Source organism: Micromonospora zhanjiangensis, assembly GCF_042650605.1.
GTDB lineage: Bacteria > Actinomycetota > Actinomycetes > Mycobacteriales > Micromonosporaceae > Micromonospora_J > Micromonospora_J zhanjiangensis.
On sequence record NZ_JBHSBN010000003.1, the window covers coordinates 240,241 to 262,821 of the forward strand.

Here is a 22,581-nt window from a genome sequence, read left to right on the forward strand (position 1 = left end):
TTGGCCAGAAACCTCGGTTTGAAGTCCTCGACCGCGATCAGCGCAGATCAAAGGCCGCTCTTCACGTCTGCTGCGCCAGGAATTCCCGCATCTCAAGTCTCGAATACCGACCCTGTGGACCAACTCCTACTTCGTCGCCACCGTCGGCGGCACGACCCTCGAAGCGATCAACGAGTATGTCGAGAACCAACGCAACGCCTGACCACCCGCCCCTCCACCCTGACGACAGATGGGCAGACCCTGACCCACAGCGCAGGAGTCCCGTTTCCTCCCCGCGGCTGAAGCCGAGGGTTTCCATGGAAGGAATCTGATGAGTCGTACCGAGGTCGTCGTCACCGGGCTCGGCGCGACGACCCCGCTCGGCGGGGACGTCGCGTCGACCTGGGACGCCATGCTCGCCGGCCGCTCCGGGGTGGGTCCGCTCACCCAGGAGTGGGCCGCGCAGCTGCCGGTCCGGATCGCCGCCAGCCTGGCCGTCGAGCCCAGCGAGGTGATCGACCGGGTCAAGCTGCGCCGGCTGGACCGCTCCGAGGCGATCGCCCTGGTCGCCACCAAGGAGGCCTGGGCGGACGCCGGACTGGCCGGCACCGACCTGGACCCGGAACGGCTGGCGGTCAGCCTGGGCTCCGGCATCGGCGGGGCGCAGACCCTGCTCGCCCAGGACGACATCCTGGAGGCCTCCGGGCCACGCCGGGTGTCGCCGCACACCGTACCGATGTTGATGCCCAACGGGCCGGCCGCCTGGGTCGGCCTGGAGGTGGGCGCCAAGGCCGGCGTGCACTCGATGGCCAGCGCCTGCGCGACCGGTGCGGAGGCGATCGCGCTGGGGCTGGACATCATCCGCTCCGGCCGCGCCGACGTGGTGGTGGCCGGCGGCACCGAGGCGGTCATCCACCCGCTGCCGATCGCCGGCTTCGCCTCGATGCGGGCCATGTCGACCCGCAACGACGAGCCGGAACGGGCCTCCCGCCCGTGGGACGCCGGCCGGGACGGCTTCGTCCTCGGCGAGGGCGCCGGCGTCGTCGTACTGGAGACCGCCGAGCACGCCGCCGCTCGCGGCGCCCGGGTGTACGCCCGGCTGGCCGGCGCCGGAATCACCTCGGACGCGTACGACATCGTGCAGCCGCACGCCGAGGGCGAGGGGGCGATCCGGGCGATCCGCCGGGCCCTGGCCGACGCGGGGGTGTCCGGCCGCGACATCGTCCACGTCAACGCGCACGCCACGTCCACCCCGGTGGGCGACATGCTGGAGATCGGCGCGCTGCGGGCCGCGGTCGGCGACCACCCGCTGCTGACCGCCACCAAGTCGATGACCGGACACCTGCTCGGCGCGGCCGGCGCGGTGGAGTCGATCGCCACCATCCTGGCCATCCGGGACGGCGTCGTGCCGCCCACCATCAACCTGGAGGACCCGGACCCGGCGCTGGACCTGGACGTGGCCGCGCACAAGGCCCGCCACCTGGAGGTACCGGCGGCGCTGAACAACGCGTTCGGCTTCGGCGGGCACAACGTGGCGCTGGTCTTCACCCGCCCCTGAGCGGCGGTCCGCCCGGCCTCGGGACGCTCTCCGGACCATGCGGCGCCGGCACCCGCCGGTCCCGCTCCGGGTCCGGTCCCGCTCCGGGTCCGGTCCCGCTCCGGGTCCGGGTCCGGGTATCGCCCACCCGCCGCGCCGGCTCGTCGCCCACCCGTCCGGTTCAGCCCCGGTTGCGGGGGTGCTGGCGGGCGGTGCGTTCGTTGCCCCGGCGGTAGTTGCCGGTCCACCGGGCCATCACCAGTTGCGGGTCGTCCGCCACCTCGGCGAGGAACTCGGCCGCCCGACCACCACGTAGCACGGCCGCCACCCGCCCGCGGTGGGTGACCACCACCGACCCGTCCGACCGTTCCTGGAAACTGAAACCCGAAGCCGCCGCCATACCGGCAAGACTGCCAGCGGCCGCGGCGGGACGCAGCCGGATTTCAGCCGCCGCAGGAGGTGGCCGGCAGGCCGGAGACCGGCACCGGCGCCCGGCCGGTCGGCTTCGCCTTCCCGGCCAGCACGGCGGCCAGCGCCGCCATCGAGGACTCGGTCGACGAGTACGTCGCGAGCAGCCGCTCCGACTTCGCCTTCGCCAACAGGTACGGGGTGTCCATGGCCACCGTCACCGCCGCGTCGGCGCTCAGGTCGCCGGCGCCGTCGCCGTACCCGATCAGGTGGACCACCCGACCGCCGGAACCGACCACCTGCACCCCGGCCGCGCGCAGCGCCCTGGTGAGCAGGTCCCGGGTGTGCTGCCGGCCGTTGGAGGAGGTGACCGTGACCGGGCCGGGCAGCGCGGTGCACGGGCCGCGCAGCTGGGTCACCGCGGCCGCCGAGACCTGCTGGACGGCCGCCTTGTTCGGCGCGCTGCCCAGCGTGGACATCGCCGGGGCCGGGTGACCGGCCAACCGGAACTTCAGGGTCAGGACGTGGGTGGCCGCCTCGACCAGCCGGTCCCGGGGCAGCGAGCCGTCCCGCAGGCCGGCCAGCAGCCCGTCGTACGCCTTACCGACGTTCGGCGGCATGAGCAGCAGGTCGTTGCCGGCCTTGAGGGCCCGGACGGCGGCCTCGCCGGCCGGCCACTTCTGCGCCGGTGCCATGTTCATCCCGTCGGTGACCACCACGCCGGAGAAGCCGAGCTGCTTGCGCAGCACGTCGGTGATCACCTTGTGCGAGAACGTCGCCGGGGTGCCCGCGTCCACCGCCCGGGTGTCCAGGTGTCCGGACATCACCAGCCACGCCCCGGCGTCGATGCCGCTCTTGAACGGCGGCAGGTCGTTGCGGTCCAGGGTGGCCCGGCTCTGCTTGAGCACCGGCAGGTCCTGGTGCGAGTCGGCGGCGGTGTCGCCGTGCCCGGGAAAGTGCTTGAGGGTGGCCGCCACCCCGGCGCCCTGCAGGCCGCGGACGGCGCCGCCCACCTGGGCGGCGACGTTCTTCGGGTCGGCGCCGTAGGACCGGGAGCCGATCACCGTGCTCTGCGCGCGCAGCACGTCGGCGTCCGGCGCGAAGTCGACGTTGACGCCGAGGGCGGCGAGTTCGGAGCCGGCCGCCCGCCACGCCTTCTCGGTCAGCGCCGGGTCGCCGGCCGCGCCGAAGGCCATCCCGCTGGGCAGCTGGGTCACCCCGTCCTTGATCCGGGTCACCACGCCGTACTCCTGGTCGGTGCCGACCAGCAGCGGCACCGACCCGGCGGCCAGCTTCCGGGCGGCGGTCTGCAGGCCGGTGGTGAGGTCGCGGACCTGGGTCGGGTTGTCGACGTTGGTGGTGGCCTGGTTGCCGCCGGTCGGGTCGTCGGCCGAGAAGCCGACCAGGATCAGACCGCCCAGTCGGTACTTGGCGATCATCTGCGCCGGCGTGTCCACCCCGGCGAGCTTGCGGTTGCCGGCCGCGGAGCCGGCCGAGACGTTGTCCGCCGCGCTGCCGTAGGCGTACGGCATCAGCACCTGGCCGACCAGGTCCTCGTCACCGAGGGTGGCCACCAGCTGCGCCGCCCGGGCCGCCGGGTCCGCCCCGGCCGCGCCGCTGGGCGCCGGTGGTGTGGAGGCCGGCGGGGTGGCCGCGGGCCGGTCCGGCTCGCTGCCGCAACCGGCGAGCAGCAGCCCGGCCAGGATGGCGGGGACGACGCGACCGCGTCGGGGGGAGGTCGTCACGTCGGCCATCCCACCAGTCTGCCCGGACCTCCGGCAACCCGACGGGGTCCGGCGGCGGTTCGCCCGGCCGGTGAGCGGGGCTCAGCCGACCCGGGTGAGCAGGGTCACCGGTGCGCCGTCGCCGGCGTAGCGGTAGGGCTCCAGTTCGGCGTCCCAGGCGGTGCCGAGCGCCTTGTCCAGGGCATGGGCCAGGGCCTCGGGGGCCCGGACGGACTCCATGATCGTTCGCAGCCGGTCCTCGCCGAGCTGGATGTCGCCGGCCGCGCCGGCGGCGGCCCGGAACAGGCCGCGCCCCGGTACGTACATGAACCGCTCCCCGTCGACGCCCGGGCTCGGTTCCTCGGTGATCTCGAAACGGATCATGGGCCACTGCCGGAGGGCAGCAGCCAGTTCCGCGCCGGTCCCCGGGCGGCCGGTCCACCCGCACTCGGCCCGGCGGGCGCCGGGATCGACGGGCTGGGCCGTCCAGTGCAGGTTGACCGGCGCGGTGAGGACGCGCGCGATCGCCCACTCGACGTGCGGGCACACGGCGAGCGGGGTCGAGTGGACGTATACGACGCCACGCGTTGGCACGGTGACCTCCCGGAGAGCGAGGTGCGTCTTCCCCAACGACCTCGATCACCAGTCGGCACTGGTTACACATGATGGCCGGTGTGACCGATGATGCGCCAGGGATTCGGAAAACTCGCCGGTCGGAATATCCGTACCGGTGAGCCGGGTTGCACCCGCACGGCGGCCCGCGCCGGCCGTCCGACCAGTCCGGTCGTGTAAAGTTTTGTCGGCGGCCTGTGCCGTCGCACATCCCCTCTGGTAAACCCGGTGGCAGCCCTGATCCCACTCAGGCCCTCGCCGCCGCCGTCCCCGGACATCTGTCCTCCCGTACGTCTGCAAGGAGTACCTCCGTGGCGAGCAACACCTCCAAGACCGCGCGCGCGTCCGTCCGCGCCGGCCAGGCCGGCCAGGGTGGCGCCCTGAGCGTGCTCGGTGAGTTCAAGTACCTGATCCCGCTCAACGGCGGCAAGCACGCCTACGTGCGGAACCTGACCAACGGCAAGACCGTGCGCCTGCGCACCGACTCCGACGCCTTCGTCGAGGAGATCCGGACGCTGGCTGGCGCCGGGCACGCCGCGAAGATCCGGGCTGAGCTCAACGGGCTGGCCGCCGCCCACCCCGGCGACGGCTGGGACACCACCGAGAAGCGGCTGGTCGCGGCCGGCGTCTTCGAGGGCTGAGTCCCGCGGCCCGGGCGACCGGGCCCACGGCTGCACCGAGCGCCCCGGCACGGATCTCCTCCGTACCGGGGCGCTCGTCGTCGTACCCGGATCCGAACCGCCCCGTCTCCGGACCGCTCCGGATCGGACGGCCAGGGACCCGGCCGGCGCGGGCATGGTTGCGGGGGCGGCCGGGCGGGTAGGTCCAAACCCCCGGCCGTACGCACGGTGGTCGGAGCGCTGCCCGGCACCGAACTCGTCCGCTGCCCCGGCGCCGGCCACATGCTGATGCTGGAACGCCCCGACGAAGTCAACGGCGCGCTGGTCGGCGTGGTCCGGCGGGTCGCCGGCAGGGGCCGGGCCCGGGGTGGACGCCGGGCCGGTCGTCGTCCGCCGGTGCGCGGGCGGGGCCGGGCGTCGACCGGGCGGCCCGCGGCCGCGTGTTCCTGATCCCTGGTAACCGCCGGCCCGTCCGGTGCGTACCCTCGTCTGGCCACCGTCGCGCGTGCCCGCACCGGTGCGGTGGCCCGGGTCGACTCCCGTCGCCCGCCCACCGCCGTCGCCAGGAGCCCGTTCGTTGACCGTCGACCAGAACATCCTCCAGCAGGAGATCGCCGTCGAACAGCGGCATCTCGACCGGGTGTACGCCCGGCTGGCCCGGCTGCGGCAGTCGGCCGCGCTGGCCGAGAAGGAGGGTTACCGACTGGCCCGGGTGGGCACCTTCGGCGCGCTGGTCGAGCGGGATGCGATGGTGTTCCACGCCGCCCGGCGCCGGCACGTGCTGGACGCCGAGCACGAGGGCCTGGTCTTCGGCCGGCTGGACCTGCGCTCCGGCCAGGTGCTGCACGTCGGCCGGCTGGGCGTACGCGGCGAGCGGGCCGAGCCGCTGGTGATCGACTGGCGGGCACCCGCCGCGGCCGCGTTCTACCAGGCCACGGCCGCCGAACCGCGGGACGTGGTACGCCGGCGGATGATCTCGTCCAGCGGCGAGCGGGTCACCCGGATCGAGGACGACCTGTTGGACCCGGCCGCGGCGCCGGAGGACATGCGGGTGGTCGGCGACGGCGCGTTGCTGGCCAGCCTGGCCCGGGCCACCGGTCGCGGCATGCGAGACATCGTGGCCACCATCCAGCGCGAGCAGGACGAGGCGATCCGCTCCCCGGCGTCCGGCGTGACGATCGTGTCCGGCGGTCCGGGCACCGGCAAGACCGCGGTCGCCCTGCACCGGGCGGCGTACCTGCTCTACTCCGACCGGGCCCGGTTCGCCGGCGGCGGGGTGCTGGTGGTCGGCCCGTCCGGGGTGTTCGTCAACTACATCTCGTCGGTGTTGCCGTCGCTGGGCGAGGAGACCGCCACCCTGCACTCGCTGGGGTCGCTGGTCGAGGGACTGAACGCGACCCGGAGCGAGCCGGCGGCGGTGGCGACCGTGAAGGGCTCGCTGCGGATGCGCCGGGTGCTGGAACGCGCGGTCCGGGACGCGGTGCCGGACGGGCCGACCGAGTTGCGCCTGCTCTACCGGGGCGAGTTGCTCCGGTTGGACGCCGCGCGGCTGGACCGGATCCGGGACCGCGCGCTGCCCCGCGGCGCGCGCCGCAACGAGGTACGCCGGGCCGGCATCGACGGGCTCTTCGACGCCCTCTGGAGGCAGGCCCGCGACCTGCGGGTCGGCGGGTTGCCGAGCCAGCCCGACTTCGAGGACGACCTGGCCGAGCGGCCGGAGTTCCGGGACTTCCTGCGGGCCTGGTGGCCGCGGCTGCACCCGCGGCACGTGCTCGGTTGGCTGGCCCGGCCGGACCGGTTGCGCCGGTACGCCGAGGGGATCCTGTCCAGGGCGGAGATCCGGCTGCTGTCCGAGTCGTACCGTCGGCTGGCCGAGGACGGCCCGTCCATCCCGGACGTCGCGCTGCTGGACGAGCTGGACGAGCTGATGGGTCGGCCGCCCCGGCCGGCCCGCCGACGGCGGGACCCGTTCCAGGTGGCCGGTGGGGTGCGCGAGGTGACCACGACCTTCGACCGGCGACGGGCCGCCCGGGACGCGGCCGGCCGCCCCGAGGACTACCGGGAGTACGCGCACGTGGTGGTGGACGAGTCGCAGGACGTCTCGCCGATGCAGTGGCGGATGCTCGGCCGGCGCGGCCGGCTGGCCTCCTGGACGGTGGTCGGTGACCCGGCCCAGACCGCCTGGACCGGGGATGCCGAGGAGTTGTCCCGGGCCCGGGACAAGGCGCTGGGCAACCGCCGGCGGCACGAGTTCACGCTCTCCACCAACTACCGCAACTCGGCGGAGATCTTCGCGGTCGCCGCCGAGGTGATCCGCGAACGCTATCCGGACCTGGCGCTGCCGACCGCCGTACGGTCGACCGGGGTCCCGCCGGTGGCGCTGACCGTGCCGGCGGCCGAGCTGCCGGCGACGGTCACCGAGGCGACCCGCCGGCTGCTGTCCGAGGTGGACGGCACGGTCGGGGTGATCACCCCGGTCCCCCGCCGGGACGAGGTCACCGATTGGCTGGCGGCGCTGGCCGGGCCGCGGCTGCAGGTGGTCAACGCGCTGCAGGCCAAGGGCATGGAGTACGACGGCGTACTGCTGGTCGCGCCGGCCGAGATCCGGGCCGACTCGTCGGCCGGGGTGCGCACCCTCTACGTGGCGCTGTCCCGGGCCACCCAGCGACTCACCACCGTCGACCTCACCGAGGGCTCGGACACCGGCCCGGCCTGACCCGGCCGGCCGCTCCCGGCGGCCATAATGGATTCATGATGACCTGGGAGTACGCGTTACTTGTCCGGCGCCGCGAGGCGGAGGGTCAGCGCTGGCGGCTCAGCTTCTTCTGGTACGGGCCCGACGGGTCCCGGGAGGACGTCTCGGCGTACGCCGACACGGCCATCGCCCTGCTCAACCGGTTCGGCGCCCAGGGCTGGGAGCTGGTGTCGGCGGCCGAGGACGTGAACAACCTGGAGGGCACCACCGAGGTGCACCGCTACCACCTGAAGCGGCCGATCCGGGAGATCGGCCCGAGGCGGTGACGGCCCCGGGGCGCTGAGCGGGCGGCGGCCGTCGCCGGCGCGGTCCGGGATCCGGGACTCTTTTGCACACATCGCGATGTGAGCATATATTGGGTCGGAGTCGGATCGCTGGCGGAAGGTATGGGGCGTGGGCGCAGGTCATGACCACGGCACGCAGGTCCTGCGCGCCGCGGAGCGGCACCGGGGCCGCCTCTGGGCCACCTTCGCCCTGCTCGCCGCGTACATGGTCGTCGAGGCGGCCGCCGCCCTGGCGATCGGCTCGCTGGCCCTGCTCTCGGACGCCGGGCACATGTTCACCGACGTGCTCGGGATCGGCATGGCGCTCGCGGCGATCACCGCGGGCCGGCGCCGGCGGGACGACCCGCAGCGCACCTTCGGGCTCTACCGGCTGGAGGTGCTGGCCGCGCTCGCGAACGCGGTCCTGCTCTTCGGCGTGGCGATCTACGTGCTGGTCGAGGCGGTCCGTCGGTTCGGCGAGCCGCCCGAGGTACGCAGCACCCCGATGCTCGTGGTGGCCGTCGGTGGTCTGCTGGTCAACCTGGTCGCGTTCGGGCTGCTGCGGCGCGGGGCCGAGGAGAGCATCAACCTGCGCGGCGCGTACCTGGAGGTGCTCGGCGACCTGCTCGGCTCGGCCGGCGTGATCGCCGCGGCCGCCGTGATCGCGGTCACCGACTGGTGGTGGGCCGACCCGGTGGTGGCCGTGGGAATCGGGCTGTTCATCCTGCCGCGCACCTGGCGGCTGGGGCGGGCCGCGCTGCGCATCCTGGTGCAGGCCGCGCCGGAGCACCTGGACGTGCCGGCGGTGCAGGCCCGGCTGTGCGCGGTACGGGGCGTCACCGACGTGCACGACCTGCACGTCTGGACCCTCACCTCGGGCATGGAGGTCGCCTCCGCCCACCTGACCGTGTCCAGCGGCAGCGAGGTCGGGACGGTGCTGGCCGAGGCGCGGACCGCGCTGCGGGACGACTTCCACATCGAGCACGCCACCCTCCAGGTCGAGCCCGGAGCCCCGCCGGACGACGCGTGCGGCCCGCAGAGCTGGTGACGGTGCGCGACCGGGTCGATTAGGGGCGCCTTAAGTTTCCGGCCGGGCGGCGGCGCCGCGCCCGATTATGTCCGGCATATCGGCATGTTGCGCCGCCGACGCGGCGGGCATTTGCTGCGTCTGCCCGGAAGGTGCCGGTAAGCTCGGCGGCGGTCTCCGCCGGGCGGCGCCCTCCGGCGCCTGCGGTGGCCGTCGCCTAATCGCCCAAGCGGCGAGCCGGGGAACCACGTACGTGGGGTGCATCCGCGTCAGCGGTAGGGATCTTCCGTCCCGAACCCGTCAGCTAACCCGGTCGGCGGCTGACGGAAGGATGTCCATGACCCCCGTACCACCATTGGCTGTCCGGATCGCGGCACTGCTCGCCGCCGTCCTGGCGATCGGACTGCCGGCCGTTCCGGCCGGCGCCGCGGCCGCCGGCCCGACCCGCGGCCTCGCCGCGCCGGGCGACGTCGAAGGCGGCAGCGCCAGCCTCCGGGAACAACTCGACGCGGCGTCCAAGGGCTTCCTCGACGCCCAGGCGGCGGTGAAGAAGTCCACCCAACGGCAGCAGGAACTCACCACCCGGTTGGCGGCCATCGAGGCCGACCTCACGACCCGCAACCGGACCGTGGGCGAGCTGGCCGACGTCGCGTACCGGACCGGCCGGCTCAGCCGGGTCTCGGCGCTGCTGGAGAGCGGTTCGCCGGACGGCTTCCTGAACCGGGCCTCCCGGCTCGGCGCGGTCGCCTCCAACCAGGACCGGGAGGTCCGCGCCCTGGTCGAGACCCGGGACCAGGCGGCCCGCGCGAAGACCGCGATCGACCAGGAGATCCTGGAACAGCGCAAGCAGGTCGCGGCCATGGCCAAGCGCAAGCAGCAGGCCGAGCGGGCGCTCGCCGCGAACGGCGGCGGCGGGGCCAGCGCCGGGGTCAGCGGCACGAGCAGCAGCGCCGCGAAGGCCGCGCCGCGCAACTCCGACGGCTCCTGGCCGAGCGAGTCGTGCAGCGTCAACGACCCGACCACCGACGGCTGCATCACGCCGCGCACCCTGCACGCGATGAACCAGGCCAAGGCGGCCGGCTTCACCCGGTTCGTCTCCTGTCACCGCGACGGCGGGTCGGGCGAGCACCCGAAGGGGCGGGCCTGTGACTTCGCCGCCCAGAAGGGTGGCTTCGGCGGGGTCGCGTCCGGCGGCGACCGGACGTACGGCAACAACCTGGCGGCGTACTTCGTGAAGAACGCCGACCGGCTCGCCGTGCTGTACGTGATCTGGTTCAAACAGATCTGGCTGCCCAGCAGTGGTTGGCAGGCGTACACCAGCGGCAACGGCGACCCGTCCAGCGACCACACCAACCACGTACACCTGTCCGTGGTCTGACCGGCGCTTGGCGCGGACGGCTCGACCGCCGTCAGTCGCGGTCGAGCAGTCCGCGCAGCAGCGACTCCACGCCCGCCCGCGGTCGCCCCGGCGGGCGGGCCCTGGCCGACTACGACCGGCTGCGACGCCGCCCGGTGCAGCGCCTGGCCCGGGTGTCCCGCACGGTCAACCGGCTGGCCAACGTCCGCCGGTGCACCGCGCTGCGGGACGCGACGTTGCGCGCCGCCGTCGCCCTCGGCCCGAGCTGAGGGCCGCTGTCATTCGGAGGGTTCCGCCTCCAGGGCGGCGCGGGTCCGGGTGGCCAGGATCAGGTGGGCGGCGCGGGCCTGGCGGAAGGCGTACCCGAAGAGCGGGGTCGGCGCGGCGAGGGTGATCGTGACGTCGATCCGGACCAGCCCGTCCGGCTCGGGCGTGACCGTGGTGTGGTTGCGTACCGTGGTGGCGGGTCGCTGGCGGGCCACCATCACCAGCTGGTGATCGTCCCGACTGAGCAGGTCGACCCGGTAGGTGATCGGGAACCGGAACGGCCCGCACGCCAACCGGTCGGTGATGAGCCAGCCGCGCAGCGCGCCCGGAGCCGGCGGCACCGCCCGGACGGCGACGATCAGCGGATGCAGTTCCCGGTGCCGGTCGAGCTCGGCCACCGTCCGCATCGCGCGCTCCGGCGTGCAGCGGGCCTGGATCGTGTACTGGAAGGTGCCTTCGCGCACGGTCCGGACCGCCTCTCGCCGCGGGATCGTCCGGCCATTGTCCCCGACGCCGCCACGGTCGACGGGACCGGCCGCATAACGCGCGACCGACCGGGAAAACTGGGCACATGGCGTTGCGGGTACTGGTCACCAACGACGACGGGATCTCCGCCCCGGGCATCCGGGCGCTGGCCCGGACGGCCGTGGCGCACGGGCTGGACGTGCTGCTGGCGGCCCCGTTGCGGGACGCCAGCGGCACCAGCGCCGCGCTGACCGCGGTCGAACACGGCGCGCACGTCGTCGTCGAGGAGCAGTCCGTCGAGGACCTCGGCCTCACCGGGTACGGGGTGGCCGGCTCCCCCGGGTTCATCACCCTGATCGCCCTGCACGGCGCCTTCGGACCGCCGCCGGAGGTGGTGCTCTCCGGCGTGAACCTGGGCGCCAACGTGGGTCAGGCCGTGCTGCACTCGGGCACGGTGGGCGCCGCGCTGACCGCCGCGATCAACGGGTGCCGGGCCGTCGCGGTCTCGTTGGACACGATGCCGTCGGCGGAGGAGGTCGCGGGCGGCGGGCTGGCCGCCGCGGCCGCCGACCGACCGGACGACGACGCCCGGCACTTCGACACCGCGGCCCGGTTCGCGCTGGACCTGCTCCCCCGGCTGACCGCCGCGCCGCCGCGCAGCGTGTTCAACGTGAACGCGCCGGACCGGCCGTACGAGCGGGTGCGCGGGATCCGGCGGGGATCGCTCGCCAGTTTCGGTCAGGTCCAGATGACGGTGGCGGCGACCGGCAGCGGTTTCGTCCGTACCGCGCTGGAGGAGACCGGCCGCCCGGTCGAGGCGGGCACCGACGTGTCCTGGCTGACCCAGGGGTACGCGTCGGTGACCGCCATCCGGGCGGTGAGCGAAGTCTCCGAAGTGGACCTGTCCGATCTGGCCTGACCGGTCTGGCCTGACCGGCCGGTCAGGCGCCGCTCATCTCCGTGGCGACCCCGGCGGCGGCACCGGCACCGGAACCGGCACCCGCCGCGCCCGCGAAGTAGGGCTCCGGCGCGCCGAACAGTCCGAGCAGCCCGGTCACCCAGAGTTGCCGGTGGACGAAACGGCTCGGCTGGGTGACCACCAGCTTGACGCCGCTGACCTCGGCGGTCTGGAACCCCGCCACCATCGCGCTGATCCCCACCGAGTCGATGAAGCTGACCAGCCGCATGTTGAGCTCGATACGGGCCGGGCGCGCCTTCGCCAGTACACCGGCGATGGCTTCACGCACCTCGTACGCCGTGTCTACGTCGATCTCTCCGCGAGGGGCGATTTCCATGACTCCGCCGGGCAGGATCGACGTGACGATCGACAGGCTCACGCGAGCACCTCCACTCGCCCGTCTCCGGGCGCCTCATCAGTACGCGGGCCGCGACCGAGAGTATTCCTCCGACGGCCCCGACCGCCACCCCCCGAGCCGGTCAATCTGTGCGACGAGGGCGGAAAACAGCCCCTAACAGGGGCAGACAGCATCATATCTTCTCACTATGCGGGCGATCCATCACGACTCGACCGATCCCCACCATAGCCCGAACGTCCGACACCGTTCCCCCGACCGGGTGAACCCACGGTCGCCGCCCGACGACCCACGGACGAACTCCGCACCGCGTGCGACGTTTGCCGGGGCGGATGTCCGGGCACCTCGGGGTAGGCAACCGCAGCAATCCGCGCCGAACCGATATCCGGCGGTCCGAAGTGGCCATCTCGGTCGGCACCCGAGGAGGTAACAGATGTTCGGAACCAACCTGCTGGAGCGCAGGAGCCGGACCGAGCGGATCGCCGACCAGGCGTGGCAACACCTGGTCGCCGCGGTCACCTCGGCCGGTGACACCGTACGGGACACCGCCCGCGACACCGCCCGTTCGGCCAAGCTGTCCGGCACCGACCTCGCCGATGAGGCGCGGGACCGGGTCGGCTCCGCCGCCGACGAGGCGTGGCAGCGGGCCACCCGGGCGTTCGACGCCCTGGCCGGCCGTCGGCCGAGCCTGCCGTGGGGCCTGCTCATCGGGGCGGGCCTGATCGGTGCCGCCGTCGGCTGGGCGGCCGGCACCGCCGCCCGGACCGCGCTGGCCCGCGGTGACCGGGAGCTGACGTCGGAGCAGGTGGAGTTCGTCGACGTCGACCGGCCCAGCTCGCCCATGTCGCTGGACAACTGAGCTCCGTCGCCCACGCACGGGACGTCGTCGGCCGGGTCCTCGACCCGGCCGACCCGCCGTGCGGTCCGGGTCGAGGAAGGGTTCACCGGCCGTCCGGCGACGATCTCACCGCACCGAGGACGGGTTCGCCACGTCCGGTTCCACGGGCCACGGGACGCCGGTGGGCGGTGCCGGCGTCGGCGTAGCGGCGGACCCGGTCGGCTGCGGGTCGGTGGGCGCGGCGGTCGGGGTGACGACCGGCCGGCCGGTGGTCGACGGGGTCGGCGACGGCCCGGCCGGCGGGGTGCGCGACGGGCCGACGCCACCGCCGGGCGGCGGGACCCGCAGTTCGTCCGACTCGGTCGGCCAGCCGCCCGGCGGGGTCTCGGTCTCCCCGGCGGACGGTGCGGGGTCGTCGGCGGGCGTGCCGGTGATGTCCGCGGTGACCGCGACCGCCGGCGGATTGCCACCCACCGGCGGACGGAACAGGACGCTACCGAGCCAGATGGCCGGGCCCAGACCGACCAGGATGATGCCGCAGAAGAAGATCGCCAGCCGCCGGTCCGTCACCGCACCCGGTCCTCTCATGATGCGCTGGTGGGCATCGGGAGGGATGGCCCGCCCGACGGTCGCGTGCCCGACGCCCGGTCGTCCACATGGTGCCATGCCCGCGCGAGTCCCGCGATTCGTCACGCGGCTCGGCGAATCACCCCGACGGGGTGATGGCCGCTCATCCGGTCGCCGCGCAGCATCCCAGGGGTAGCGGTAGGCGACCCGCGACGGCGACGTCGCCCGCTTCCCCGCCCACCGATCGCCACCCGGGAAGGGACGACATGGCCACGCAGACGATCACCCGCTCGGACCGGGAGATCCAGCGCGACGTGCTGGAGGAACTGAACTGGGAGCCGCGGATCCAGCCCAACGAGATCGGCGTCACCGTGCAGGAGGGCGTGGTCACGTTGACCGGTTGGGTGGACAACTACGCGAAGAAGTGGGCGGCCGAACGCGCCGCGCACCGCCTGCGGCGGGTCCGGGCCGTCGCCAACGACATCGAGGTACGGCTGCCCACCTCGGCCAGCCGCACCGACGCGGACATCGCCACCGCTGCCACCCGCGCCCTGGAGTGGGACGCCTTCGTACCGGTGGACAAGCTGGAGGTGACCGTGGCGAACGGTTGGGTGACGCTGCGCGGCGAGGTGGAGTGGGAGTACCAGCGACGCGCCGCCGAGCGTTCGGTGCGCCGGCTGACCGGCGTGCACGGCGTCACCAACGGCGTCATCGTGCGGCCCGCCGTCGCGCCGGCGCCCGAGGAACTCAAGCACCGGATCACCGGCGCCCTGACCCGTACCGTCGCCGCCGACGCGGAGCGGATCACCATCGACGTGCTGGGCGACAGGGTGGTCCTGGCGGGCACCGTCTCGTCCTGGCTGGAACGCGAGGAGGCCGAGCGGGTGGCCTGGTCCGCGCCCGGCATCGGCGCGGTCGACAACCACATCGCGGTACGGCGGTGAAGGAGAAGGAGAAGGACCCGGACGGGGCCGGCCCGCTCACCGGTTCGCAGACCCCGTTGCAGATCACGGTCAGCCGGTTGCGGGTGCCGGTCGACGAGACCGACCACGTCCGGGGCGACCCGGCGGCGCCGGTGACCCTGGTGGAGTACGCCGACTTCCAGTGCCCGCACGGCGCCGCCGCGTACCGGAACCTGCTGGAGGTGCTGCGCCAACGGGACGGCACGGTGCGGCTGGTCTTCCGACACTTCCCGGTGGTCAACGTGCACCCGTACGCGGAGATGGCCGCCGAGACGGCCGAGGCGGCCGGGACCCGGGAACGGTTCTGGCCGATGCACGACTGGCTGTACGAGCACCAGGAGCAGCTCGATCCGGTGCACCTGTCGCTGGGGGTGCAGCAACTCGGACTGGCCGCGGAGGAGGTCTCGGACGAGGTGAACGCGCACACCCACCTGGACCGGGTACGGGCGGACTTCGTCGGCGGCATCCGTTCCGGCGTGCACGGCGCGCCGACCTTCTTCGTCAACGGCGTCCGCCACGAATCCGGCTACGCCCTCCCCGACCTCCTGGCCGCCGTCGACTCCGCCGCCGGCTCCTGACCCCCTCCCCTCCCCCTCCCCCCAGGGTTCACACCGTTGATCATGAAGTTGTTGTCGCGACACGCCGAGGCCGGGGACAACAACTTCATGATCAACACGAGTGGACGGGGGTGGGTGGGTGGGTGGGGTCAGAGGAGGTGGAGGTCGCGGGCGCGGCGGACGGCTTCGCGGCGGCGGGAGGCGTCCAGTTTGCGGTAGATGTTGCGGACGTGGGTCTTGACGGTGTTGACCGAGAGCGACAGCTCGCCGGCGATCTCGACGTTGGACAGGATGCTCTGCAGGTAACGCAGCACGGTCAGTTCCCGGTCGGTCAACGGCTCGGCACCGGCCACGGTGACGGCGACGGTCCCCGCGCCCGCCGGCGGCGCCGGTGAGGTCTGGACGGCGAGCAGGTCGCTCAGGGTCGACCAGTACGCCGTGCCGGCGTCCAGTTGGGCGGCCAGCAGGTCCCGGGCCGGCGGGTCGGACCGGGTGAACACCCGCCGGTAGCCCTCCGGTTCGGCCAGCGCCAGGACCCGTTCCAGGGTGCCCGCCGCCCGCCGTCCGTCCCCCACCGCCCGGGCGGTCAGCGCGTCCAGCAGGCCGGCCGCCAGTCGTACCGGGGTCGGCGCCGCCGCGTCCGGCGCGTCCCAGTCGGGCAGGTTCCGGGCCGCGGCCACCGGGTCGCCGGCCCGCAGCTCGACCCGGGCCAGGGCGACGGCGAGGGGCTTGTCCGCCGTACGGTCCGGTGCCGGCGGCAGCACCGCCCGGGCCGCGGTCAGGTCGCCGTGCACGGTGTGCAGCTCGGCCTCCAACGCCAGCAGCAGGTGCGTCAGCAGGCGGGACCCCGGCGCCTCGACCGCAGGTTCCGACCGCTTGTCGGACGGCGGGAGGACGGCGGCGTCGGCTCCGGGTCGCCCCGCGGTGCCGGGTGCGAGGTGCTGGCGGGCGGCGCGTACCGCGCGGTGGGCGGCAGCCAGCTCACCGCGGTCGGCCAGCAGGCGGGCCCGTACCGCGTCGGTGAGCGCGGCGACCACGGGCCCGGTGCCGGCCGGTGGGGCCGCGGACGCGAGGTGGGCCTCGGCCTCGGCGGGCCGGTCCCGCTCCACCGCGACCATCGCCAGGGCGAGGTGGGCGGGGGCGGAGTCGACGGGCCGGCCGTCCCGGCCCGGCGGCGACGTCAACGCGGCCCGGGCGGCCTGCTCGGCCACGGTCAGGTCGCCGTACACGGCCCGGATCAGGGCCAACCGGCCGGCGCAGGCCAGCACCGCGCCGGCCGGTCCGGACCGGTCCGCCTCGGCCAGACCCCGGCTCAGCTCCCGTTCCGCGCCGGGCAGGTCACCCGCGTCCAGCCGGGCGGCACCCAGACCGGCGTGGCCGAGCGCCCGGGCCGGCCCGTCGGCGCCGGCCACGTCCAGCAGCCGGTGCGCCGTGATGGCCGTACCCTCCGGGTGGCCGCCGCGGACGGCGACACCGAGCCGCAACGCGGCGGCGATCAGCCGGCGCCGCCCGGCGGCCGACGAGGGCCCGACGCTCACCGGTGATCCGGCGCCCGTCGGGGGCCCGGCGCCCGACGACAGCCCGGCGCCCGTCGGGGGCCCGGCGCCCGTCGGGGGCCCGGCGCCCGTCGGGGGCCCGGCGCCCGTCGGGGGCCCGGCGCCCGTCGGGGGCCCGGCGCCCGTCGGGGGCCCGGCGTTCGTCGCGGGGTCGGCGAGGAGTTCGGCGGTCGTGGCGAGATCGCCGGCGCGCAGCCGGTCGGCGGCGGCGGCCAGGGCCAGCGCCGGGTCGGCGCGGAGCGCCTCCGCGGGCGGCAGCGGCGCGGGTGTGCCGTCCCCGGGCTCGTCCGTCGGGTACGCCAGTTCGGGCCAGTGCCCGGCCAGCACGGTGGTCGCCCGGAGCCAGTCCGTCGCCGCCAGCGCGTGCCGCAGCGCCTCGGCCGGCCGGCCGTCGGTCGCCGCCCGGTCGGCCGCCCGGCGGTGCAGGTCCCGCAGCTCGATCGCCGGTCGCCGACGCAGCTCGGCGCGGAGCGCGTCGCCGAGCAGCCGGTGCAACCGGTACGCGGGTGGCCGGGCGCCGGTCGGGATGAGGAAACCGGTGAGCCGTACCGCCTCGGCCAGCAGGTGTTCCCCGTCGGGTCGGCCGGTCAGCGCGTCGAGCAGCCCGCCGGTGACCCGGTCGCAGACCGCGGCCCGGCACAACGCCTCCCGGACCGGCTCGGGGAGCGCGCCGAGCACCTCCTCGGTCAGGTAACCGGCCACGTCCGGGTGGTCGCCGCCGAAGTCGACCGCCGACCGGGCCGGGTCCGGCTGGTCGCGGACCGCCAGCGCCGCCAGCCGTACGCCGGCCGGCCAGCCCTCGGTCCGGGCGGTCAGCGCGGCCGCCTGCTCCGGCGGCAGGGCCACCCCGTGCGCGGCCAGCAGTTCGGCGGTCTCGTCGGTCGTGCAGGCCAGGTCGGCGGCCCGCAGCTCGGTCAACTCGCCGCGCAGCCGTCGGCGGGGCAGGGCCAGCGGCGGTTCGGTCCGGGCGGCGACCACCAGCCGGAACCGGTCACCGGTGTGCCGCAGCAGGTGGTCCAGCGCATCGGCCAGCCCTCGGTCCGCGGCCCGGTCGAGGTCGTCCACCAGCAGCACCACCGGCTCCGGCGCCCGGCTCAGCCCGTCGGCCAGCTCGTCGAGGAACTCCCGCCGGTCGGCCGGACCACCGACGCCGGCCCGGTCGGCGACAGCGGACCCGGTCGCGGGACCGGTCAGCGCCACCCGCAGGTACGCGATCAGCCGGTCACCCGGGTCGCCGGCCGCCACCGTCAACCAGCCGGGCCTGCCGGTGCCGCCCCGCCGGTGGTCATCCCGCCGGTGGTCCGGACGCCGTGCCCGGCACCAGGCGGCGAGCAGGGTGGTCTTGCCCCAGCCGGCCGGCGCGCACAGCAGGGTGACCGGCCCGGTGACGCCCTCGTCGAGCCGCCGCAGCAACCGGGACCGGTCGACCAACGGCTCGGGCACCGGCGGTGGGGCGAGCTTCGCGGCGAGCAGCCGGGGCGTACGCCCAGCGCCGTCCGGGACCGGTCGACGGCCGGTCCGGTACGGCGGGACGACCCCCGTTGAACGGACCCGCCCCGCTCCGATCCGCCGGGCTGCGCGCTCGGGCACCCCTGGCCTCCCTCCCCCACCCGACACCGGTGTCCCCCGGCCGCGCCCGCTTACCCGCGTCGGCGGACTTCACCCCGTCGGAGGGAGCCGAAATCACCCGCCGACCGGTCAACCTGTGCCGGGAGGGGGTCCCGGTCCGGCGGGACGGTAGCCCGGGTCCGGCGGGCGCGGGTGGCCCGGGGTCCACCGGAACGGGTCGGAACCACCGGCCGGGACAGGACCACCGGCCGGGACAGGACCACGGACCGGGACAGCGCCACCGGCCGGGCGAGGACGGGCGGACGAGGGTGGTGGGACGACGCGGGGGTGGGTGCCGATGGGATGGATGACGAGGTCGGCCGCGGCCGCCGCGGTGACCGCGGGCGGCGCCGCCGTCGGCCGGGCGCTGGCCGGGCGGGGTCTGGGCAGTTGGCCGGTGAGCCGCCCCACCGACCGGGACGGGCACTGGCAGGTGGTCACGGTGGGCCGGTCCCCGGCGGAACTGGCACCCGGCGGGCGGCTGCCCGAGCCGTTGGCCCGGCTCGGCGACGCGGTCGAGGTACGGCTGCGCCCGGCGCCCGGTGACCGGGGCACCGAGATCGCGGTACGGCTGCGGGACGGCGAACCGCGCGCGCTGACCGGCTTGGCCATCCAGGTCACCGGGGACGACCCGCGGCTGGCGATCCGCACCGCGCTGCGGTTGACCAAGCAGTGGGCCGAGACCGGCGAGGTGCTGTATTGAAGGCGCTGTGCTGGGTCGGCGCCGACCAGTTGGCGGTCGAGCGGATCCCCGACCCGGGCCTGCGCAACGCCCAGGACGTCATCGTCAAGGTGCGGCAGAGCGTCACCTGCGGGTCGGACCTGCACCTGCTCGGCGGGCACGTGCCGTTCATGCAGACCGGGGACGTGCTCGGCCACGAGTTCGTCGGTGAGGTGGTCGAGGTGGGCCGGGCGGTACGCCGGCACCGGGTCGGCGACCGGGTGGTGGTGTGCTCGTTCATCGCCTGCGGCCAGTGCTGGTTCTGCCGGCACGGCCTCTTCTCCTGCTGCGACAACGGCAACACCAGCCCTGGCATCACCGAGCTGGCCTGGGGACACGCGCCCGGCGGGTGTTTCGGCTACTCGGCCGCGCTGGGCGGTTTCGCCGGCAGCCACGCCGAGTACGTCCGGGTGCCGTACGCCGACCAGGGCGCGTTCCGGGTGCCGGACGAGGTCACCGACGACCGGGCCCTGTTCGCCTCGGACGCCGCCCCGACCGGCTGGATGGGCGCCGACCTGGGCGGCGTACGCCCCGGCGACGTGGTCGCGGTCTGGGGCGCCGGCGCGGTCGGCCAGCTCGCGGCCCAGGCGGCGGTCCTGCTCGGCGCCGACCGGGTGATCGTGATCGACCGGTACGACTACCGGCTGGCCATGGTCCGCCGGCACCTCGGCGCGGACACGATCGACTACCGGTCCGCCGACATCGGCGCGGAGTTGCGGGAACGCACCGGCGGACGCGGACCGGACGTGTGCATCGAGGCGGTGGGCCTGGCCGCCGAGGACACCGGGACCCGGTTCCTCTACGACCAGGTACGCCAGCAGCTACGGATCGAGGCCGACCGCCCGGTCGCGGTACGCGAGGCGATCCACGCCTGCCGCAAGGGTGGCACCGTCTTCGTCCTCGGCATGTTCACCGGTTTCGTCGACAGGTTCCCGCTCGGCGCGCTGATGAACAAGGGGCTGACCGTCCGCGGCGCGCAGCAGCACGGGCAGCGCTACATCCCGATGCTGCTGGGCCGGATGGCCCGGGACGAGCTGCGTACCGAGCACCTGGCCACCCACCGGCTGCCGTTGGACCGGGCGTCCGACGGGTACGCGCTGTTCCGCGACCGGGCGGACGACTGCGTACGGGCGGTCTTCGAGCCCGGTGACCGGGCCGGTTGACCTGCCGGATGGGAGACTCGGCGGATGCCCACCGATCGCGAGTACGACGTCGTCCTGTTCGGTGCCACCGGCTTCACCGGCGGCCTGACCGCGCGTTACCTGGCCGGGCACGCGCCGGCCGGGCTGCGCTGGGCGCTCGCCGGTCGGGATCCGGCCCGGCTGGCGGCGGTCCGCGACGCGCTCGCCGCGATCGACCCGGCCCACGCCGGCCTGCCGCTGCTGACCGCGGACGTCACCGACCCGGACTCGCTGCGTCGGATCGCCGAGGCCAGCCGGGTGGTGGTCAGCACGGTCGGCCCCTACCAGCGGTACGGCGAGCCGCTGGTGGCCGCGTGCGCCCGGGCCGGCACGGACTACGCCGACATCGCCGGCGAGCCGGAGTTCGTCGACCTGATGTACGTGCGGCACCACGCCGAGGCGGTCCGCACCGGGGCGCGACTGGTGCACGCCTGCGGCTTCGACTCGGTGCCGCACGACCTCGGGGTGTACTTCACGGTGCGGCAACTGCCGGCGGACGTACCGCTGACGGTGGCCGGCTATGTCCGGGCCGGTGCCCGGTTCTCGGCCGGGACGTACCGGTCGGCGCTCGGCGCGATCGCCCGGCGCCGGGAGACCGGCGCCGCGGCGCAGGCCCGCCGGGAGGTCGAGCCGTGGCCGGCGGACCGCCGGGTCCGGGCCGTGCCCGGCCGGCCCGGCCGGGTGCCGGTGGCGGACGGGTGGGCACTGCCGCTGCCCACCATCGACCCGCAGATCGTCCGCCGGTCGGCCGCGGCGCTGGACCGGTACGGCCCGGACTTCCGCTACTCGCACTACGCGGTGTTCCGCCGGTTGCCGACGGTGGTGGCCGGGGTGGCCGGGCTGGGGGTGCTGGCCGCGCTGGTCCGGGTGCCGCCGGCCCGGGACTGGCTGATGGGCCGGTCGAGCCCGGGCCAGGGGCCGTCCGCCGAACGCCGGGCGAGGAGCTGGTTCACCGTCCGGTTCGTCGGCACCGGCGGCGGCCGGCGGGTGGTGACCGAGGTCGCCGGCGGCGACCCGGGGTACGACGAGACGGCGAAGATGCTCGCCGAGACGGCGTTGAGCCTGGCCCTGGACGACCTGCCGCCGACGGCGGGCCAGGTCACCACGGCGGTGGCGATGGGTGACGCGCTCACCGACCGGCTGGTCCGCGCCGGGCTGGACTTCCGCGTGGTGCGGTGAAACCACTACTCAGACCCCGACGCGGGTAACCGCTTCCCTACTCTGGCCGGACCTCGATGGTCACCGATTTCCGTGCGTCGCGTTCCCCGGAATCCCGGCCCGGCGGGCGCGTCGCTGGCCGACTCCGCCCCGAACGTGAAATGCTCGTAGTCACCGCGTAGCCGGTTGGCTACTTTCAGCTATCGCTGGGATGGGGTGCACGTTGGCGCGGATGACCCTGCCTAAACCGGACACGGTGTTGCCGAGCGAATCGTCCGAGGCCGGATCGACCCGGTTGCACCTCCTCGTCACCGCCGAGGCCGTCGCCGATCCGGCGGATCCGTCGGACGCACCCCGGTCCGCCGTGGGCATCAGCACCGACCCGGTCCGGCCGGGCTGGATCCGGCTGCATCCGCTCGACCCGGACGACCGCATCCGCCCGTACGACATCGTCACGGTCGACGCGCGGCGGCCGGCGGCACCCCCGGATCCGGAGATCTGGCGACCGACCCCCCGGACGTTACGGGTCAGCCATCACCTCAAGCAGTGGCGGCTGCGCCAGCGGTGGCTCGACCCGCACGTCGAAGGCTCGATGTGCGAACTCGAACGACGTTCCGGTCCACCGCCCGTGCCACGGTCGCTGGCCCTGGTCCGCCCGCGCGAGGTGACCGCCCTGGAGATCGATCCGCAACCGGGTCTCACCGCCGGGCAGTGGCGCCGGCCGGGCCACCACCGGTGGCTGCCGACCGCACCGGGCCGGCCGGTCCCGGCGGGCGGACCACCACCCCCGACGGCCGGGCCGGCCCGGTTCCGTGGCGCCTACCGCTACCGGTGCCACGAACCCGGCTGCCCCGGACACCGGCAACGGATCCTCGACCGCGAGTTCGTGGCGTTGCAGCAGCGGCTGGCCGAACTGCCCGACGACCGGTTGCGGCGGGCCCTGGAGAACACCTTCCTGACCCGGCTCTGCGGTCCGGACCGGGCCACCGCCTTCTACGTCGGCACCCGGACCGACCGACCGGGCGGCTTCCGGGTGCTCGGCGTCTACTGGCCGTTGCGAGCGAGTGGGCACTAGCGCACCCAACCGTTCACAGTCCAGCGTTACC

General features: G+C 74.8%; 21 protein-coding genes, 2 pseudogenes and 1 riboswitch. Of the genes and pseudogenes, 16 read left to right on the forward strand and 7 right to left on the reverse strand.

Annotation, left to right across the window (positions count from 1 at the left end; all coding sequences use genetic code 11):
- Positions 1-46: 46 nt before the first annotated feature.
- Both ACFOX0_RS07025 and fabF read left to right on the forward strand, forming a co-directional pair.
- Positions 47-202, forward strand: a pseudogene (locus ACFOX0_RS07025) (IS200/IS605 family transposase); the annotation flags it as partial.
- Positions 203-310: 108 nt separating this feature from the next.
- Positions 311-1,537, forward strand: coding sequence for a beta-ketoacyl-ACP synthase II (gene fabF, locus ACFOX0_RS07030; RefSeq protein ID WP_377542885.1), 1,227 nt, complete (start codon positions 311-313; stop codon positions 1,535-1,537).
- Between the two features lie 160 nt (positions 1,538-1,697).
- On the opposite strand, the gene ACFOX0_RS07035 is transcribed toward fabF, so the two are convergent.
- The 3 genes from ACFOX0_RS07035 to ACFOX0_RS07045 all read right to left on the reverse strand — a co-directional run bounded on the left by ACFOX0_RS07035 (position 1,698) and on the right by ACFOX0_RS07045 (position 4,242).
- Complete coding sequence (locus ACFOX0_RS07035; protein WP_377542886.1) at positions 1,698-1,916, reverse strand: hypothetical protein; 219 nt, start codon at positions 1,914-1,916, stop codon at positions 1,698-1,700.
- A 43-nt stretch (positions 1,917-1,959) separates the two neighbouring features.
- The gene (locus tag ACFOX0_RS07040) at positions 1,960-3,678 is read right to left on the reverse strand and encodes a glycoside hydrolase family 3 protein (RefSeq protein ID WP_377542887.1); all 1,719 of its coding nucleotides are present in this window, start codon (positions 3,676-3,678) and stop codon (positions 1,960-1,962) included.
- Between the two features lie 72 nt (positions 3,679-3,750).
- The gene (locus ACFOX0_RS07045; protein WP_377542888.1) at positions 3,751-4,242 is read right to left on the reverse strand and encodes a DUF3145 domain-containing protein; all 492 of its coding nucleotides are present in this window, start codon (positions 4,240-4,242) and stop codon (positions 3,751-3,753) included.
- Between the two features lie 329 nt (positions 4,243-4,571).
- On the opposite strand from ACFOX0_RS07045, the gene ACFOX0_RS07050 reads away from it, so the two are divergent.
- The 6 genes and pseudogenes from ACFOX0_RS07050 (at position 4,572) to ACFOX0_RS07075 (ending at position 10,303) form a co-directional block, all read left to right on the forward strand.
- Positions 4,572-4,901, forward strand: coding sequence for a hypothetical protein (locus ACFOX0_RS07050; protein ID WP_377542889.1), 330 nt, complete (start codon positions 4,572-4,574; stop codon positions 4,899-4,901).
- A 213-nt stretch (positions 4,902-5,114) separates the two neighbouring features.
- Positions 5,115-5,330 (forward strand): annotated as a pseudogene (locus ACFOX0_RS07055) (alpha/beta fold hydrolase); the annotation flags it as partial.
- Between the two features lie 298 nt (positions 5,331-5,628).
- A complete protein-coding gene (locus tag ACFOX0_RS07060) occupies positions 5,629-7,596 on the forward strand; it encodes a HelD family protein (protein ID WP_377543114.1) in 1,968 nt (655 codons plus the stop codon).
- A gap of 35 nt (positions 7,597-7,631) precedes the next feature.
- Positions 7,632-7,901, forward strand: a complete 270-nt coding sequence (locus tag ACFOX0_RS07065) for a hypothetical protein (protein WP_377542890.1) — start codon at positions 7,632-7,634, stop codon at positions 7,899-7,901.
- Positions 7,902-8,028: 127 nt separating this feature from the next.
- Complete coding sequence (locus ACFOX0_RS07070) at positions 8,029-8,946, forward strand: cation diffusion facilitator family transporter (RefSeq protein WP_377542891.1); 918 nt, start codon at positions 8,029-8,031, stop codon at positions 8,944-8,946.
- A 183-nt stretch (positions 8,947-9,129) separates the two neighbouring features.
- A riboswitch (cyclic di-AMP (ydaO/yuaA leader) is annotated at positions 9,130-9,260 on the forward strand.
- Positions 9,261-9,262: 2 nt separating this feature from the next.
- The gene (locus ACFOX0_RS07075; RefSeq protein WP_377542893.1) at positions 9,263-10,303 is read left to right on the forward strand and encodes a coiled-coil domain-containing protein; all 1,041 of its coding nucleotides are present in this window, start codon (positions 9,263-9,265) and stop codon (positions 10,301-10,303) included.
- Positions 10,304-10,560: 257 nt separating this feature from the next.
- Here the strand turns inward: ACFOX0_RS07075 and ACFOX0_RS07080 are convergent, their stop codons facing one another.
- A complete protein-coding gene (locus ACFOX0_RS07080) occupies positions 10,561-11,013 on the reverse strand; it encodes an SRPBCC family protein (RefSeq protein WP_377542894.1) in 453 nt (150 codons plus the stop codon).
- Positions 11,014-11,120: 107 nt separating this feature from the next.
- On the opposite strand from ACFOX0_RS07080, the gene surE reads away from it, so the two are divergent.
- On the forward strand, positions 11,121-11,933 hold the full coding sequence (gene surE / locus ACFOX0_RS07085) for a 5'/3'-nucleotidase SurE (RefSeq protein WP_377542896.1): 813 nt from the start codon (positions 11,121-11,123) through the stop codon (positions 11,931-11,933).
- 22 nt (positions 11,934-11,955) lie between these two features.
- Here the strand turns inward: surE and ACFOX0_RS07090 are convergent, their stop codons facing one another.
- Positions 11,956-12,351, reverse strand: a complete 396-nt coding sequence (locus ACFOX0_RS07090; RefSeq protein WP_377542898.1) for an STAS domain-containing protein — start codon at positions 12,349-12,351, stop codon at positions 11,956-11,958.
- Between the two features lie 409 nt (positions 12,352-12,760).
- Between ACFOX0_RS07090 and ACFOX0_RS07095 the strand changes: the two genes are divergently transcribed.
- Positions 12,761-13,186: a hypothetical protein gene (locus ACFOX0_RS07095; protein ID WP_377542899.1), complete on the forward strand. Its 426-nt coding sequence runs from the start codon at positions 12,761-12,763 to the stop codon at positions 13,184-13,186.
- Between the two features lie 105 nt (positions 13,187-13,291).
- On the opposite strand, the gene ACFOX0_RS07100 is transcribed toward ACFOX0_RS07095, so the two are convergent.
- Positions 13,292-13,735 carry a hypothetical protein gene (locus ACFOX0_RS07100; protein WP_377542900.1) on the reverse strand — a complete coding sequence of 148 codons (444 nt, stop codon included), beginning with the start codon at positions 13,733-13,735 and terminating at the stop codon, positions 13,292-13,294.
- Positions 13,736-13,998: 263 nt separating this feature from the next.
- Between ACFOX0_RS07100 and ACFOX0_RS07105 the strand changes: the two genes are divergently transcribed.
- Positions 13,999-14,676: a BON domain-containing protein gene (locus ACFOX0_RS07105; protein WP_377542902.1), complete on the forward strand. Its 678-nt coding sequence runs from the start codon at positions 13,999-14,001 to the stop codon at positions 14,674-14,676.
- Positions 14,673-15,272, forward strand: a complete 600-nt coding sequence (locus tag ACFOX0_RS07110; RefSeq protein ID WP_377542904.1) for a DsbA family protein — start codon at positions 14,673-14,675, stop codon at positions 15,270-15,272. The genes ACFOX0_RS07105 and ACFOX0_RS07110 overlap by 4 nt, the downstream gene beginning before the upstream one ends.
- Before the next feature lie 128 nt (positions 15,273-15,400).
- Here the strand turns inward: ACFOX0_RS07110 and ACFOX0_RS07115 are convergent, their stop codons facing one another.
- Entirely contained in the window at positions 15,401-18,397 is a 2,997-nt protein-coding gene (locus ACFOX0_RS07115; protein ID WP_377542905.1) for a LuxR C-terminal-related transcriptional regulator, read from the reverse strand.
- A 325-nt stretch (positions 18,398-18,722) separates the two neighbouring features.
- On the opposite strand from ACFOX0_RS07115, the gene ACFOX0_RS07120 reads away from it, so the two are divergent.
- The 4 genes from ACFOX0_RS07120 (at position 18,723) to ACFOX0_RS07135 (ending at position 22,550) form a co-directional block, all read left to right on the forward strand.
- Positions 18,723-19,118, forward strand: a complete 396-nt coding sequence (locus ACFOX0_RS07120; RefSeq protein WP_377542906.1) for a hypothetical protein — start codon at positions 18,723-18,725, stop codon at positions 19,116-19,118.
- A complete protein-coding gene (locus tag ACFOX0_RS07125; RefSeq protein ID WP_377542907.1) occupies positions 19,115-20,299 on the forward strand; it encodes a zinc-dependent alcohol dehydrogenase in 1,185 nt (394 codons plus the stop codon). Before ACFOX0_RS07120 ends, ACFOX0_RS07125 begins: the two co-directional genes overlap by 4 nt.
- 24 nt (positions 20,300-20,323) lie before the next feature.
- Positions 20,324-21,496: a saccharopine dehydrogenase family protein gene (locus tag ACFOX0_RS07130; RefSeq protein ID WP_377542908.1), complete on the forward strand. Its 1,173-nt coding sequence runs from the start codon at positions 20,324-20,326 to the stop codon at positions 21,494-21,496.
- 211 nt (positions 21,497-21,707) lie between these two features.
- Entirely contained in the window at positions 21,708-22,550 is an 843-nt protein-coding gene (locus ACFOX0_RS07135) for a hypothetical protein (protein WP_377542910.1), read from the forward strand.
- Positions 22,551-22,581 lie beyond the last annotated feature (31 nt).

What these genes read in the sequence shown, in the direction of transcription:
- ACFOX0_RS07120 (WP_377542906.1), top strand. Translation starts at nt 18,723, where the DNA reads ATGACGAGGTCGGCCGCGGCCGCCGCGGTGACCGCGGGCGGCGCCGCC.
- surE (WP_377542896.1), top strand. Translation starts at nt 11,121, where the DNA reads ATGGCGTTGCGGGTACTGGTCACCAACGACGACGGGATCTCCGCCCCG.
- ACFOX0_RS07035 (WP_377542886.1), bottom strand. Translation starts at nt 1,916, where the DNA reads ATGGCGGCGGCTTCGGGTTTCAGTTTCCAGGAACGGTCGGACGGGTCG.
- ACFOX0_RS07040 (WP_377542887.1), bottom strand. Translation starts at nt 3,678, where the DNA reads ATGGCCGACGTGACGACCTCCCCCCGACGCGGTCGCGTCGTCCCCGCC.
- ACFOX0_RS07105 (WP_377542902.1), top strand. Translation starts at nt 13,999, where the DNA reads ATGGCCACGCAGACGATCACCCGCTCGGACCGGGAGATCCAGCGCGAC.
- ACFOX0_RS07060 (WP_377543114.1), top strand. Translation starts at nt 5,629, where the DNA reads ATGGTGTTCCACGCCGCCCGGCGCCGGCACGTGCTGGACGCCGAGCAC.
- fabF (WP_377542885.1), top strand. Translation starts at nt 311, where the DNA reads ATGAGTCGTACCGAGGTCGTCGTCACCGGGCTCGGCGCGACGACCCCG.
- ACFOX0_RS07065 (WP_377542890.1), top strand. Translation starts at nt 7,632, where the DNA reads ATGATGACCTGGGAGTACGCGTTACTTGTCCGGCGCCGCGAGGCGGAG.
- ACFOX0_RS07130 (WP_377542908.1), top strand. Translation starts at nt 20,324, where the DNA reads ATGCCCACCGATCGCGAGTACGACGTCGTCCTGTTCGGTGCCACCGGC.
- ACFOX0_RS07135 (WP_377542910.1), top strand. Translation starts at nt 21,708, where the DNA reads ATGACCCTGCCTAAACCGGACACGGTGTTGCCGAGCGAATCGTCCGAG.
- ACFOX0_RS07095 (WP_377542899.1), top strand. Translation starts at nt 12,761, where the DNA reads ATGTTCGGAACCAACCTGCTGGAGCGCAGGAGCCGGACCGAGCGGATC.
- ACFOX0_RS07075 (WP_377542893.1), top strand. Translation starts at nt 9,263, where the DNA reads ATGACCCCCGTACCACCATTGGCTGTCCGGATCGCGGCACTGCTCGCC.